Origin of the sequence: Mangrovibacillus sp. Mu-81 (genome assembly GCF_036867415.1) — a bacterium.
In the GTDB taxonomy this organism is placed as follows: domain Bacteria; phylum Bacillota; class Bacilli; order Bacillales; family Bacillaceae_B; genus Rossellomorea.
On the sequence record NZ_JBAJHU010000001.1, the window covers coordinates 502,715 to 516,631 of the forward strand.

Genomic DNA, 13,917 nt, shown 5'->3' on the forward strand with positions numbered 1-13,917 from the left:
CTCCACATTGAACAAGATCAAAGAGTTGAGGATACCCGGCAATGCCAGAATCATTGTCATTTCAGATATACACGGTGAATTGGAGCTTTTTAAAGAGTTGTTGAAAAAAGCAGCATTCGGCCAGGAGGATTATTTAATCATAAACGGCGATCTTTGCGAGAAAGGCAGCAACAGTCACGGGGTTGTGCGTTACATAATGGACCTGTCAGTGAATAACCCGAACGTTCACGTTACAGAAGGCAATTGTGACACGCTGGTTGAAGATCTTGTAGAAGAAAACCCTGAACTTCTAAACTACTTAAGAACGAGAAACCATTCCATTATCCATGAGTGGCTCGACCAATTGGGTTTCAAATTGAACGAAGATACAGAGATCAAAGTCATGAAGGAACGGCTGATGGGGAGGTATTCAGAAGAAATCAAATGGCTCATGGGATTGCCGACTGCGATCGAAACAAACGATTATATTTTCGTCCATGCAGGTCTTGAGGATAGGGAAGATTGGAAGGAAACAGATCGAATAAAGGCCATCACGTACAGGTCATTCCTCGACCACACACATACTGCTGACAAGTACGTAATCGTCGGACACTGGCCGGTCGTCAACTACTCTTCTGACATCCCGTCTCACAATCCGAGTTATTGATGAAACAAGAAAGATCATCGCCATCGATGGAGGAAATGTCATAAAAAAGACCGGACAGCTAAATGCCTTGATCATTGACCGCTCTACGGAGAAAGACACATTCGCCTATACATATACCGACCATTTTCCACTGTATGAAGTGCTCGAAGATTTCCATTGTGATCTAATGATGACCGGTACGATTTCATATCCGTCCTATGAGCTCGTTCCCATCCACAAAGATGAACACTTTACCCTCTGTGAACAGGTCGAAACCATACACAAACTTTATGTGAAAAATGAATATATCCACCAGAATGAAGAGGGGCTTACCCATGCCAAAACCGATATTTCCTGTGCACAAATCAATGTAGAAAAAGGAGATATTGTATCCCTCGTAGATGACAGATGCAGCGGGTTTGATTTGATAAAAAAAGACGGCGTAGAAGGCTGGATTGTTAAAGGGATTCTCCAAAAGATAGATCATCTTGGGACAGGTAAAGATCATACGAAGGTGAATTCCTGTGTCTGATATCAATTGGGCGATCCTGATAGACACTTTTGCTGCGGCTGCTATTTTCATCAGCTTCTTTTTTTATGAACCATTTGTGTATATCAGGCTGGTATTTTTACTCCTTGCTATTGCACAAGTCTTCCTCTTCATTAACAGAGAGAGAATGGGAAGAGGATTCATCCGGTTGTATTCCTGTGTCGTGCTGGTGGCTGTTGCAGGTGCGTACATAGCGGAAAAAGGAATGCATGTGGATGGAAAGATGATTTCTCTTCTTGGTTTTACAGTTACTTTATTGAATGGAAATTCGACGTTGGTCTCTAAACAGTCAGTTGAAGAAGAAACGATTATTGATTAAATGAATGGATCTTCACACTTCCCAAAAAAAATATTACCTGACAGAAAGAAGGATCTGCCATGAACAACCCATTCCCTATTATCGAAACCGGGCGCTTGATTCTAAGAAAAGTTAACAAAGACGACGCATCTGATTTGCTTGTCTATTTATCAGAGGAAGAGGTTGTACAGCATATGGGACTCATCCCTTTCCAGACGACTGACGATGCTCTTGATGAAATCCATTGGTATGACTCCATTTACGAAGAAGGAACAGGCATCAGATGGGGGATTACACTGAAAGAGGAGGGAAAGGTGATTGGAAGCTGTGGTTTCCTGAATCGAGCACCCAAACATCACAGGGCGGAAGTAGGCTTCGAACTCAGCAAAGACTACTGGGGGAGAGGGATCGCCCATGAAGCCCTGGATGCCGTCATCCGATATGGATTCCTTCACCTTGAACTGGAGAGAATCGAGGCATTAATTGAACCCGGCAACACCCCCTCACAAAAACTTGTGGAACGAAAAGGATTCAAGAAAGAAGGCTTGCTCAGACACTATGAATACACCAGGGGTAAATTCGACGACCTGCTCATCTATTCCCTATTGACAAACGATATCATGGATCCAGACAAAAGCTGAAGCTTCTTTTACTGAACTTCAGCTTTTTTCAAACAACCAATATTATCAGGTGGATGAATATGGTAACATAGACTCATAGAAATCATTTTCATACTATTTCGTCATCTTACAGGAAATCATAAGCATTGAAGGGGGACACAGAAATGATCCCGGCAAACGGAAAAACAGATCCCTTCCTGATCAGCAGGATCAGAGAAAAGGACATGGAGTCCATCATCGATTGGTTCGAACGAAACCAGCAATCGTTCTACACACTCGGCTGGTCGTACCTCAGGAATCAGCAGCAAATGGAAGACCTTTTTTACAAAGCAATGATGACCATTCATGAGGAGCTGCCGCGTTTTAAGAGAAAGACTTCTTTTGAAATCTGGGCGTCGTCTATTTTCATTCAGACATGCCGTGAACTTTCCAAAGAGAATGGAGTCCAGGATTCAAAGAGGACTGAACCTGAACCGAGGCAGGACGTATTCAATGCCTTGGATAAAATAAAACCGGAAGACAAAGAAGCAGTTGTGTTAACCTGCCTAAAAGGATTATCCCTTGAGGATTCGACACATATTCTGCAAGTTGAAGCCGGGACGGTGAAGGCACGAATCTTCTCCGGGGTCCAGTCACTGCGAGCAGAAATGGGCTACGGTTCTCACTTCGACGGCTGTCCGGAATACCACCCGCTCTATGTCGACTACTTGGAAAGGACCCTCGAACGTCCGCAAAAGGTTGATTTCGAAATACATATCTACAACTGTCAAGGCTGTCAGGATGATCTCGCTTCGTTCCAGGATGTGATGCTGACCCTAAACGGCATCACTGAAGAGTTCAACGTCCCATCCGGTGTCATGGAGAACGTGAAAGTCAGGCTTGAGGAAAACGAAAAACGCAGGAAACGGAAGAAAAAGAAACGTAAAAACATCGGGCTTGCATTTGCAGGTGTCTTTGCCTTGTTGCTCTGTACCGGCTTTGTTACGGGAAGCTTCAGCCATCTCTATTATTCCTGGACAGAAGACAATGAAGAGCTCCGTGCGTACCTTCAGCATAATCTGGGGGACCGGCTTGATCTGGAAGCGGAAAGCGAAGGCGTCAAAATCAAGATCAAGAGTGTGATTGCAGATGATGTACAGACCCTTGTCTTCTATGAAATCACCGATATGAAAAAAGACAATCAATATGTGCTGAATGCCCATGACGGGGTATTCATCCAGAACGAAAGTGAAATCATGAACCGGCAAGCCTACCCAAGGTACTCGCCGCCTACTAACCCAACCGATATCCATGATGAGAATAATGTATATCAGGGCCAAATAAGCCTGCTGCCTCTCAAAGAAGACAGCGGAACCATCGAATTGAGGATCACCAGATTGCAGAAATTGGTGCAGGATCCCGATCATCCTGGCGAGTTTCAACCATGGTCCTATGAAGAGCCGGAATTTGCCAATGGTGAGTGGACATTCGAGATTCCGGTAAAGAAACATCCTTCTGTCGTACATGAGCTGGATCAGGAAGCAGAAGTAGAAGGGACCAAAATTCGCTTTGATAAACTTACGATTGCTCCTACCTCGACACTTCTGCAATTCAGTTTTAAGAATGAACAGCCTGAAAAGCGGATCGAGATCCTCAACTTTGACAGCATCCAGGCAGGTGATAAGAAGTTGAAGTCCGACCTGTATGGCAGTTCGTTTGTAGATGCACCAGGAAATGTTGATTGGAATACATTCCAATCACATTTTGATTCTATATACGGTGAAGATTTGGGGGAGTTGTCCGTCCAGTTCGGTGCCATTCAAATGTCTGTCCATGAACCGAAATCCATCGAGCTTGATGCATCAAAAGCGTATCCGCAAACCTTCGAATACCTTGGAAGCACCATCTCAATCGACAAGGTGGAAGTCGGTTTCCCAACCAAAGTCGTCATTAGTAACCGAGACTTGGAAAATCGTGAGTATGACTCTCTTCAATTCCATGTGACCGGTGAGGATGAGTATGATGATATTTCGATGGGCGGGGGTTCAGAAGGGGTCCTGGTTGATAGAAATGGGAAAGAGTACAATCCTCAGGAATTGAATTTTCCTATTGAAGAAATCGAGCAGCCGCGCTATTTACAAACCGTTCAAAGCTTTGAGCTAAACAATAATCAGACAGGTGAGAAAGTCATACCAAAAACGCTTGAAATTGAAGGGTATAGCACAACGAAATACGTTGATGACACAGTGAAAATCGAGTTGTAGCGGAATTCAGGGGTCTCTCCGAAAGAGGATGGAATCCTGACTTTTTAAAGAGATAAAAATAAACAAGGAGGACAACCAATGCCAAACTACGGCACTGGACTATTCGAAGGTACGGCAGGCTATTTTTCAAAATACAGACCGATCTATCCTCCATTCCTTGTGAGGTTCCTCATCGATCGCTTCGCCTTAAATGGGCAGGGAAGGATGCTCGATTTAGGATGCGGCACAGGTCAGCTCACCCTCAGGTTTTCCGATTGGTTCGAAGAGATTGTCGGGATCGATGTAGAGCATGAAATGATTGAAGAAGCTCAAAGGATTCACAGGGAGGTAAGGGCAGGAAATATTCATTGGTATCAGGGCACGCTGGAGCAATATAAAGCGGGGCAAGATAAGCATTTCAAACTCGTCACGATCGCCAAGGCATTCCACTGGATGGACCGGCCGCAGATCCTGGAAGAACTGTATAACATGGTGGACGATGAAGGGGGAGTGGCGATCATCGATAATTACGAACCGGATAAAAAGCTGGAAAAGTGGCAAATTAGACTGAATGAAGTTGTCAAGAAGTGGTACGGGGACGAGCGAAGAGCGGGAGACACGACGTATGCACACCCGGGCAAGAGCCATAAAGAAGTGCTCACAAGCTCCAAATTCGAAGTGGAAGTGCACCGGTTTCCGTCCTATAAGATCACTTGGAATCTCGAATCGATTCTCGGAAACTTGTATTCTACCTCCTATGGAGCCCGGCGATTCATCAAAGGGAATTTAGAAACCTTTGAACGGGAAGTGGAAAATGCCTTGCTGGAAGTTGAGGCGAGAGGAGTGTTTAATGAGACGATGAGCTTAACGGTTCTCGCCGGGGTCAAGGGATGAGGATTTGAACCTTTTAATGATAAAATAAAGATGAACAAAACAGGAGGTTTCCATTTTGACGGATTTATTCATCTTTATGTGCATCATTTTCATCGCGTCGATTCTGCAGACGAGTACAGGATTCGGCTTCTCGATCATGGCGACACCGTTTCTACTCCTGCTGTTTCAGCCGAACGAAGCCATTCAGATCAATCTCATCCTATCATTGCTGATTTCACTAACGCTCATCTGGAAAATCAGGAAAGCCGTCGATTACGTATTAATGAAGAAATTCATCAAGGGAAGTCTGGCTGGTGTCCCGATCGGTCTATTCGTCTTTATGACCATCGATGACCTTACCACCTTTAAGATAGTAGTCAGCATCATGCTGCTAGTCCTGACAGTGCTGCTTGTGTTCAACCTTAGGATCAAACGGACGCCATTCCGTGACTACCTGATCGGCGGGGTATCCGGGGTACTGACGACGAGCATTGGAATGCCCGGTCCGCCGTTATTGCTGTATTTTGCAGGGACCGGTACGAAGAAAGACGTCTTGCGTGCGACGACTTTGGCGTTCTATCTATTCATCTACCTTATCAGTTTGGGAACCCAACTGATGTTCACGGGGACAAACAGGATTATATGGGAATCAAGTCTTAAAGCAATCCCAATCGTCATTTTCGGCCTGTTGATCGGCCAGGTCCTCTTCCATTGGATCAATCAGCGGATCTTCACGATTTTCACCTATGTACTGTTAAGTTTTACAGGGGTATACCTCTTGATTGAGAGCATCTTTTTCTAAGCAAACGTCCTTCATCGTAAAATGAAGGACGTTTGCTTTTCATTATTCTTCTGGTGCCACGGCACGCCAACCATGTGCCTCGAGGTTTTCTAAATAGGCTTCGATTTCGATATCCTGGACCTCGATCGCGAGTGGCGACAACGAAACCCAGCAGTCTCCTTCTCCATAGTTCAAGGTGACTTTCACCACTTCATATCCATTGTGGAAATCAGGATGAAAGCCGGGGTCATCAAGGATGTCCCCTTTTACCGGTCGAATGAAAGATTCATAGGTCTTCATCATCGCTGCGCTTTTTTCGGGTTCATTGATGGAAGAAACAAAGATCATTAAGTGTATGTTCAATCTTCTCTACCTCCTATTCTTCTAAAAACTATTGTACCAAGTTTAGTAGAAAATATGTCCATAGCAGGATGAAATAACACTTCTTTTTTTCAGAGGCTCGGTGTAAAATAAATACAAATTGTCATCTGGGGGGAAACCGGAAAACTTCATATTGATGCTCCTTTACTGTTATTGCTGCCGTTTATACTGCCTGCCGGATGCGAGGTTTTCGTCAAGTATTCGGAATATTAAATAAATTAGAAGAGGTTGAGGGAAAATTGACAATGGAAACGAATGAAATGACTGTTAAGGAACAAAGTATTTTTCATCATTCCGGAAATACAATCAAAATAGATGATCGAGTGATTCGCATCGTTGCCAGATTGGAAGAACCGTGCATCGCCATTTTGGCAAATGTGCTGAGTGATGAGGAATGCGAAGCGCTCATCCAGCTGTCAAGGGACCGCATGAACCGTTCGAAAATCGGTAACACCCGCAACGTGGATGACCTCAGAACAAGCAGCAGCATGTTCTTTGAGGAAGCTGAAAACGACTTGGTCGCGAAAATTGAAAAAAGGGTGTCGCAAATCATGAACATCCCAGTCGAACACGGCGAAGGCCTGCAAGTCCTGAACTACAAAATCGGTCAGGAATATAAAGCGCACTTTGACTTCTTCCGGTCGGCATCACACAAACCGGTCAACAATCCGAGGATCAGTACCCTCGTCATGTACCTCAATGACGTGGAAGAAGGCGGCGAAACCTACTTCCCCAAACTGAACTTCTCGGTCTCACCGCAAAAAGGGATGGCTGTATACTTCGAATACTTCTACGACAACGAAGAACTGAACGAACTCACCCTGCATGGCGGAGCCCCCGTCACAGCTGGAGACAAATGGGCTGCGACGCAGTGGATGAGAAGGAAGGTTTATAGATAAGCAGGGAGCTCTTCCTATATAGGGGAGAGCTTTTTTTGATCGTATTATATGGAGAAGTGAAGATTACATCATAAAATGAAAAATGAGCAAAACTCATAGATTAATTGGGAAAGCCCGTAGATTAACGTGTGAAACCTATTAGATGAATGGATGCGGGTTGGAAGTAACAGTGGAATCACATAGAATAGTTGTAAAAGTTCAACCTTATTTGAAAGGAATGATCAATCAATGAAATTATCAAGGGATACACAGTATATACGTGAAATCTCTCTTAAAGAAGACCGCATCCCCTCTTATAAGCAATTTCCGTTCAGCCTCCCTGTCATGAAGAATTTCAGGGAACTGACTTTCCATCCTAATGTTACCTATATCATTGGCGAGAACGGCATGGGAAAGTCGACCCTTCTTGAAGGGATAGCGATCGCTCTCGGGTTCAATCCTGAAGGGGGCACGTTGAATTTTAACTTCTCAAGCTATGATTCCCACTCGAATCTGCACACTTATCTCCGGCTTGTGAAGGGTGCTGAACGTGCAAAGGACAGCTTCTTCTTCCGCGCCGAAACGTTCTATAATGTGGCATCCAATATAGAAGAAATGGACAGTGAGCCTTCAAGTGCCCCAAAGGTCATTGACTCGTTTGGAGGTAAGTCGCTCCATGAACAATCGCATGGCGAATCGTTCTTTGCTGCATTCACCGAGCGCTTCCGGGGGCAGGGACTGTACATACTCGATGAACCTGAGGCCGCATTGTCACCGCTCCGCCAACTGTCGATGCTCTCCAGGATAAATGAACTGATCAATCAGGGTTCCCAATTCATCATCTCCACCCATTCCCCGATCCTTATGGCCTATCCGCACGCAAAGATCATTGAGTTGTCGGAATCCGGAATGATTGAATCTAGGTTGGAGGATACCGGCCATTACGCGATCATGAAGCAATTTTTCGAAGATCGGGAACGGCTGCTTGTCCATTTGTTTAGAGAGTAAAGAAGCAGATAGTTAAAAAGGCAAAATCACAGGTGTTACTGTCGAAAAAAGCTTCCTGCTCAATAAATCTTCATTAGAATGCTCAAAATAACAAGGAAAATACGAAAAAGGATTGAGATGACCTGCACGATTTGAAATAATTGGAAGTGTAAATAAAATTATGATTGGAGGGGACACAATGAACAAAGCTGGAATTTTGTCATTATTAATGGTGATTCTAAGCGTGGCATTTTTCTTTGTCATGAGAGGACCTGAAGCCGATTTGACTCTGGCAGTCTACACATTTGGCGGGCTATCAATCTTAGGAATCATTTTTGCGCTTTTCTCGAAAAAGTGGATACCTGCGATCACAGGCACTTTATTGAACGGTGCAGTGCTGGTCTTTGCATTTTTTCTGCTGCTTGCCAAAGGCATTGGCGGGTAAGGAGAACGGGACAGAGGGACAGGTACTTTGTCCCGGCAGAGGATGAATGTTTTGAAAAAGGCGGGGATAGCATGAAACTTAACCACTATATTATCAAAGGTGATGGAAGGCTTAACGAAGATGCTCTAATCATCAATGAAAAACAATCCTTGTACGGTGTCGCAGACGGAGTGTCATCCCTGGTGCCTTTCACATCAGAAGAGAACCTTACAGGGGGCTTCATCGCGTCAGATACTGCCAAAGACCATCTGGAGTCGCATATGTCGTCGGGACTTGATCTGTTCAGTGAAGTTTCAAATATAAATAGGATTTTATATACGAAAATGAAAGAATACGAGATTGACCGCAGCAGGAAAGAGCAGCTTTGGGGAACCGCCCTCGCAGCGGTAAAAATAACGGAAAACGGGATCGAATACATCCAGACCGGGGACTGCATGATCCTTGCAGTCTATCAAAATGGTGAAGTAAGACCATTAACCAGACTGCAGGTCGAACACCTGGAGGAGGCTGCGATAGAAAAATGGAAGCAGTGCATCCTAGAGGGATTGAAAACAAAAGCAGAAATCATGCCCCATGTGAAAGAACAGCTGATCGCCAATAGGCAGCAAAGCAATACAGTGAATGGGTACGGCGTCCTCAACGGTGAACCTGAGGCAAGCGACTATTTCGAATATGGGAAGATTAACAAAGTTGGATTAAGCCGTCTCATCATGCTGACTGACGGACTGTTCCTGCCAGCAGAAAAAGTTCCGGATGGAATTCCTTATTGGAATCACGTCGCTGCGAGCATCCTTGAAAAAGGGCTGGACCAATACACAAAGGACTTGATTGCTCTCGAGGAATCGGATCCGGAATGTATCAAGTACCCGAGGTTTAAGAAGAGTGATGATAAGGCTGGGATTGTGATTGAATTATAAATGATGAACGGATTGGGGGAAGAGATTTTGTCTCGGGGTGGAAGGAGAAATTAAAATGTACCAATATTTCAACGGCCTGATCATACGGGAAGGAACGGTAGGCATTCCTGCTGATCAAGTAGAAGCTTTGTTCAAAGATGCGGGGTGGGTCCGGGACACTCCGGATTGGCAGAAAGAGAAATTCACATTGATCTTTAATAATTCTACCTGGGCTTTCACGGTCTGGGATCAGGAGCATATGATCGGGATGGTCAGGGGGATATCCGATCAAATCATGGCAGCGAATATCATGGACCTCAATGTGTCTTCCCGATACAGGGGACAAGGCATCGGTCAAAAGCTGGTGGAACTCTGTGTCCAGAAGCTTCCTCATGGTGATTGGTTTGCCCATACATCAGCAGACAATTTCCCTTTTTATGAAAAATGCGGGTTTGAAGTAAGAGACTTATCCGAAAACGGGACGTGCTCATATTATGGATATATCGAGGCTCGGAAAAGCGGTCATCGGAGAACTGGAAGAAAAGGATAACTTCTTTAGATAAACCAATGTACCCATCAACAAGAATGCAATCAAAAGAAGAAACATATGGAGGAGGGTAACCGATGATTTATCGCAGAAAAATGTACAAAGTGGCACCAAGTATAATAGAAGAATTCAATAGGCACTTCAATCAAACTCTATTACCAACCCAGCTGAAGTATGGAGCTAGATTAGTTGGCAGGTGGGTGACCACACATGAAGGCGATGCAGCAGAGATTTTCGCGATTTGGGAATACGACAGCCATGAAGAATACGAAAGAATCGAAGAGAAAGTCAGAAGTGATGAATCACATATGAAACGGGTCCAGGATTGGTTTGCAAAAATGGGAGGAAGAGATAATCTCAAAGAGGTTTTTTTCAAAATTGATCAAGATTTCTTAGAATCAACGGTTGTAAATGAAAAAGCGAAACTATCAACCAAGGATTAAGGAATAATAAAATAAAATCATCTTCCTCGATTTAATACTGTTCGGACTCGGATGGGCATGCCGCATTTGGCAAGAAGATGGAGTCATACATTGAATTGATTGTTTGAAAATTTCATTAGAGAAAGCTTACTGAAAAATCCTGTTGAACGAGTGACAGGGTTTTTCTAATTGAAATAGCAAGCAACAGGGGATCCCATAACGAACATGACAATAATGTCACTTTGGGTGTTGTTAAATCGATGGTTGATGCAGAAAATAGTGTGTATAGTTTGTTGGTGAAGGAGGTTGAAAAACATGACCAGGGTAATAGAGACAAAGAATTTATCGAAATCATACGGGAAAACACAAGTGTTAAAGAATATTGACTTGACCATTGAAGAGGGGGAATTCACGGCGGTGATGGGACCGTCCGGATCCGGGAAAACGACTTTAATGAACGCACTCTCGACGATTGACAACTTTACCGGCGGCGACGTCTTGATCGAAGGTAAATCGCTGTTGGATTTAAAGCGGAAGGCATTGCGGGAGTTCCGGCAAAAGCGGATGGGGTTTATTTTTCAAGATTACAACCTGCTGGAGACACTGACTGTGAAGGAAAATATCCTGCTTCCGCTCGCCATGCAAAAAACCCCAGTTCTGCAAATGGAGGAACGGTTAGGGAAATTGGTTGAAGCGTTGAATATTGAATCGATTTTACCCCAATATCCTTCTGAAATTTCAGGGGGGCAAAAGCAGCGAACGGCTGCAGCCCGGGCCATCATTACCAATCCGGCGATCGTGTTTGCCGATGAGCCGACGGGGGCTCTTGATTCCCGGTCCGCCACCCAGCTCCTGGAGCAGATTCAATTGCTTAATAAAACATTCGGCACATCGGTTCTGATGATTACACATGATCCCTATGCAGCAAGCTACTGCAGGCGCGTGATTTTTCTCCGTGATGGAAAAATTGTGAATGAAATGTTCAAAGGAGAACAAACGGAAAAAGAATTCTTTGACCGGATCCTGACGATTCAAAGTGCAATCGGTGGTGACCAGCGATGAACCTCGTGGATTTATCATGGAGGAATATGAAGCGGAACTTCCGGTTGTACACGATATACTTCATTTCAATGCTGACAGGGGTAGTCATTTACTTTACGTTTTCCGGGTTGATGTTTAATGAAGACGTAGTTGCAGCCATTCATAATAAAGAGAACTACAAGATGGTCATTTCCATTGCCTCGATCATCGTATTCTTGTTCATCGTGTTTTTCATTTTGTACGCTAACTCCTTCTTTATGAAGCAGCGGAAAAAAGAGTTTGGAATGTATCTGCTCTACGGGATGAAGGAACGGCAAGTTGCCGCGATGGTATTTTATGAAACAGTATTTCTAAGCACCATATCTGTATCAAGCGGGATCATAATCGGAGGGCTGCTGTCGAAGTTTTTCGGTAAGGTCTTAATGAATTTAATGCGCTACGATGACGAAATAACTTTTGCCTTTCCGATAGAAGCAATCGTCTCCACCATTCTGTTATTCGGTTTATTAATCGTCATTATTACGATTCAAAGTTATTTCAGCGTCCGCCGTGTGCAGCTGGTCGAATTGTTTCATGCAAAGGAAAAAAGGGATAAACCATTTACGTTCTCCATGCCTTTAGCTATATTGGCCGTCCTTCTGATTACAGCATCATACTATACGATTACCTCAGCGGGGGATACAAATATATGGAAAGATCATTTTAACGAAACCTTAACTGCGACTAGTGTGGCATTGATTGGAGGAACGTACTTAATTTTTCGCCAATTTTCCGGATGGGTTTTACAAAAGATGAGTCAAAGCAAACGTTACTTGAATGGAACAAACATGTTATGGATTTCTTCCCTGCGATTTTCAATAAGGGGAAACACAATGAACTTTACGTTCAATTCACTGATCAGTGCAGTCGTCATATTTGCAGTCGGATTTATTGCTGTAGATTACGCCGTGAAAGCGAATGTTGTAAAAAAAGAATTTCCGAATCATGTTGCTTTTTCTACTCAAGACGATGAAACGCAAGAACGCATCGAACATCTCATGAATGAATCACATCCCATTATAGGGCATGAAACCATTACTGGAATTAAAACAGGGAAAATCCCTGATAGAGAAACATTTTTAAGTTATCCCGATTATTATACAGAGGAGTTTTACTTGTTTCCTGAATCACAATTAAATGCGATTGTCGATTTGCGGGAAGTGGGAGAGAAAGTAGACTTGGAAGGGGAAGAAGCGATTGTATTAACAAGGGGGATAGATGATCCGATAAAGTATGAGCGTCCTCACCCGGAGATTATCGTTCTGGAGGACATTACATTTCGGGTGATCGAGAAAAAACGATACCCGCTGCTTAGTGTCCCGACGAGTCCAGGCGGTCATTCCGACCTGCAGCCTTCTGTCCTCATCATTTCAGATGAAGCATTTGAGTCATTAAAGGAGCATCACAAGCTGTCTACGTTCGAAATCTATCAAATTGAAGATCCGAAAACATCCAATGATCTTTCACGAAAGATATACGATATCGTGATGAAGTCAGACGAACCGTATTATTCAGCCTATGTGGATATGTATTCCATTGATACAGAGTCGTCCTCGTTAATATTGTTCTCCGTGGCATTCTTTGCAGTCATTGCCTTGTTTGCTCTGGTTAGTGTCATTTACTTTAAACAGCTGAGGGAAGCTACTGAAGAGCGGGAACACTATGCCATTCTGAGGAAAATTGGTGTCGGCGATGCCGAAATCAAAAGAAACATACGCAAACAGCTTTTGTTCGTGTTTTTACCTCCTCTTATCATCGGGTTATTGCACAGCTGGTTTCTCTTATATTATTCCGTCATACTGCTGGTAAAGGATTTACCTGCCTTAACGACGATTATTCTTTCAGTGATGGGGCTTTATGTGGCAACGTATATAATCTTTTATGTATCTTCAACATCCATTTACTATAGAATCATCAACGAAAAAAACACACGATGAGTTACTCGTAAGTGGTTCTGTTTTGAAGTACAAAATATGAATTAACATTGCTTTTCGTATAGTAATCCGCACAAAAATTAAAAAGAAAAATGCTTGGAGACATATGCTCCAAGCATTTTTTTATCCCAAGATAAGCACTGGTCAGCGATTTCCAAATCTACAAGAATATCCAGAAAATAAGCTACTAAAATAAGGGGAGAAACTCCTCTTATTGAGGAAATATCACGAAAAACAGAGTAAATAGATGGAAAAAATCCCCCTATTTACTCCAAAAGCATGAAAATGGACCATTCTACTTTGCCTTAACGGGAAAAACTCACCTTATATCCCACGAACCTAGCCCTATTCTGCAGGATAACGAAAAAAAATCCCCTT

14 protein-coding genes and 1 pseudogene are annotated in these 13,917 nt (G+C 43.6%); 14 read left to right on the forward strand and 1 reads right to left on the reverse strand.

Annotated features, from left to right (window positions below):
• The first annotated feature begins 7 nt into the window (after positions 1-7).
• From V6B33_RS02595 to V6B33_RS02620, 6 genes and pseudogenes are all read left to right on the forward strand, one after another.
• Positions 8-1,157: pseudogene (locus V6B33_RS02595) on the forward strand (metallophosphoesterase).
• On the forward strand, positions 1,150-1,494 hold the full coding sequence (locus tag V6B33_RS02600) for a hypothetical protein (protein WP_334216170.1): 345 nt from the start codon (positions 1,150-1,152) through the stop codon (positions 1,492-1,494). Before V6B33_RS02595 ends, V6B33_RS02600 begins: the two are co-directional and overlap by 8 nt.
• 59 nt (positions 1,495-1,553) lie before the next feature.
• Positions 1,554-2,114, forward strand: a complete 561-nt coding sequence (locus V6B33_RS02605) for a GNAT family N-acetyltransferase (RefSeq protein ID WP_334216171.1) — start codon at positions 1,554-1,556, stop codon at positions 2,112-2,114.
• Between the two features lie 143 nt (positions 2,115-2,257).
• Complete coding sequence (locus V6B33_RS02610) at positions 2,258-4,336, forward strand: DUF4179 domain-containing protein (protein WP_334216172.1); 2,079 nt, start codon at positions 2,258-2,260, stop codon at positions 4,334-4,336.
• A 78-nt stretch (positions 4,337-4,414) separates the two neighbouring features.
• Complete coding sequence (locus tag V6B33_RS02615; protein ID WP_334216173.1) at positions 4,415-5,209, forward strand: class I SAM-dependent methyltransferase; 795 nt, start codon at positions 4,415-4,417, stop codon at positions 5,207-5,209.
• Positions 5,210-5,264: 55 nt separating this feature from the next.
• The gene (locus tag V6B33_RS02620) at positions 5,265-5,990 is read left to right on the forward strand and encodes a sulfite exporter TauE/SafE family protein (protein WP_334216174.1); all 726 of its coding nucleotides are present in this window, start codon (positions 5,265-5,267) and stop codon (positions 5,988-5,990) included.
• A 42-nt stretch (positions 5,991-6,032) separates the two neighbouring features.
• Here V6B33_RS02620 and V6B33_RS02625 read toward each other — a convergent pair whose 3' ends face one another.
• Positions 6,033-6,332: a hypothetical protein gene (locus V6B33_RS02625; RefSeq protein ID WP_334216175.1), complete on the reverse strand. Its 300-nt coding sequence runs from the start codon at positions 6,330-6,332 to the stop codon at positions 6,033-6,035.
• A 263-nt stretch (positions 6,333-6,595) separates the two neighbouring features.
• Here V6B33_RS02625 and V6B33_RS02630 point away from each other — a divergent pair, with 263 nt between their 5' ends.
• The 8 genes from V6B33_RS02630 to V6B33_RS02665 all read left to right on the forward strand — a co-directional run bounded on the left by V6B33_RS02630 (position 6,596) and on the right by V6B33_RS02665 (position 13,542).
• A complete protein-coding gene (locus V6B33_RS02630; RefSeq protein ID WP_334216176.1) occupies positions 6,596-7,249 on the forward strand; it encodes a 2OG-Fe(II) oxygenase in 654 nt (217 codons plus the stop codon).
• Between the two features lie 228 nt (positions 7,250-7,477).
• Positions 7,478-8,236: an AAA family ATPase gene (locus V6B33_RS02635; RefSeq protein WP_334216177.1), complete on the forward strand. Its 759-nt coding sequence runs from the start codon at positions 7,478-7,480 to the stop codon at positions 8,234-8,236.
• A 178-nt stretch (positions 8,237-8,414) separates the two neighbouring features.
• Positions 8,415-8,660, forward strand: a complete 246-nt coding sequence (locus tag V6B33_RS02640) for a hypothetical protein (protein ID WP_334216178.1) — start codon at positions 8,415-8,417, stop codon at positions 8,658-8,660.
• A gap of 71 nt (positions 8,661-8,731) precedes the next feature.
• Positions 8,732-9,577 (forward strand): protein phosphatase 2C domain-containing protein, encoded by an 846-nt coding sequence (locus V6B33_RS02645; RefSeq protein ID WP_334216179.1) that lies wholly within the window; start codon positions 8,732-8,734, stop codon positions 9,575-9,577.
• Between the two features lie 55 nt (positions 9,578-9,632).
• On the forward strand, positions 9,633-10,106 hold the full coding sequence (locus V6B33_RS02650) for a GNAT family N-acetyltransferase (protein WP_334216180.1): 474 nt from the start codon (positions 9,633-9,635) through the stop codon (positions 10,104-10,106).
• A 74-nt stretch (positions 10,107-10,180) separates the two neighbouring features.
• A complete protein-coding gene (locus V6B33_RS02655; protein ID WP_334216181.1) occupies positions 10,181-10,546 on the forward strand; it encodes an NIPSNAP family protein in 366 nt (121 codons plus the stop codon).
• Positions 10,547-10,840: 294 nt separating this feature from the next.
• Positions 10,841-11,587, forward strand: coding sequence for an ABC transporter ATP-binding protein (locus tag V6B33_RS02660; RefSeq protein ID WP_334216182.1), 747 nt, complete (start codon positions 10,841-10,843; stop codon positions 11,585-11,587).
• A complete protein-coding gene (locus tag V6B33_RS02665; RefSeq protein WP_334216183.1) occupies positions 11,584-13,542 on the forward strand; it encodes an ABC transporter permease in 1,959 nt (652 codons plus the stop codon). The genes V6B33_RS02660 and V6B33_RS02665 overlap by 4 nt, the downstream gene beginning before the upstream one ends.
• The last annotated feature ends 375 nt before the right edge of the window (positions 13,543-13,917 follow it).

What these genes read in the sequence shown, in the direction of transcription:
- V6B33_RS02650 (WP_334216180.1), top strand. Translation starts at nt 9,633, where the DNA reads ATGTACCAATATTTCAACGGCCTGATCATACGGGAAGGAACGGTAGGC.
- V6B33_RS02640 (WP_334216178.1), top strand. Translation starts at nt 8,415, where the DNA reads ATGAACAAAGCTGGAATTTTGTCATTATTAATGGTGATTCTAAGCGTG.
- V6B33_RS02615 (WP_334216173.1), top strand. Translation starts at nt 4,415, where the DNA reads ATGCCAAACTACGGCACTGGACTATTCGAAGGTACGGCAGGCTATTTT.
- V6B33_RS02655 (WP_334216181.1), top strand. Translation starts at nt 10,181, where the DNA reads ATGATTTATCGCAGAAAAATGTACAAAGTGGCACCAAGTATAATAGAA.
- V6B33_RS02610 (WP_334216172.1), top strand. Translation starts at nt 2,258, where the DNA reads ATGATCCCGGCAAACGGAAAAACAGATCCCTTCCTGATCAGCAGGATC.
- V6B33_RS02645 (WP_334216179.1), top strand. Translation starts at nt 8,732, where the DNA reads ATGAAACTTAACCACTATATTATCAAAGGTGATGGAAGGCTTAACGAA.
- V6B33_RS02605 (WP_334216171.1), top strand. Translation starts at nt 1,554, where the DNA reads ATGAACAACCCATTCCCTATTATCGAAACCGGGCGCTTGATTCTAAGA.
- V6B33_RS02635 (WP_334216177.1), top strand. Translation starts at nt 7,478, where the DNA reads ATGAAATTATCAAGGGATACACAGTATATACGTGAAATCTCTCTTAAA.
- V6B33_RS02665 (WP_334216183.1), top strand. Translation starts at nt 11,584, where the DNA reads ATGAACCTCGTGGATTTATCATGGAGGAATATGAAGCGGAACTTCCGG.
- V6B33_RS02630 (WP_334216176.1), top strand. Translation starts at nt 6,596, where the DNA reads ATGGAAACGAATGAAATGACTGTTAAGGAACAAAGTATTTTTCATCAT.
- V6B33_RS02660 (WP_334216182.1), top strand. Translation starts at nt 10,841, where the DNA reads ATGACCAGGGTAATAGAGACAAAGAATTTATCGAAATCATACGGGAAA.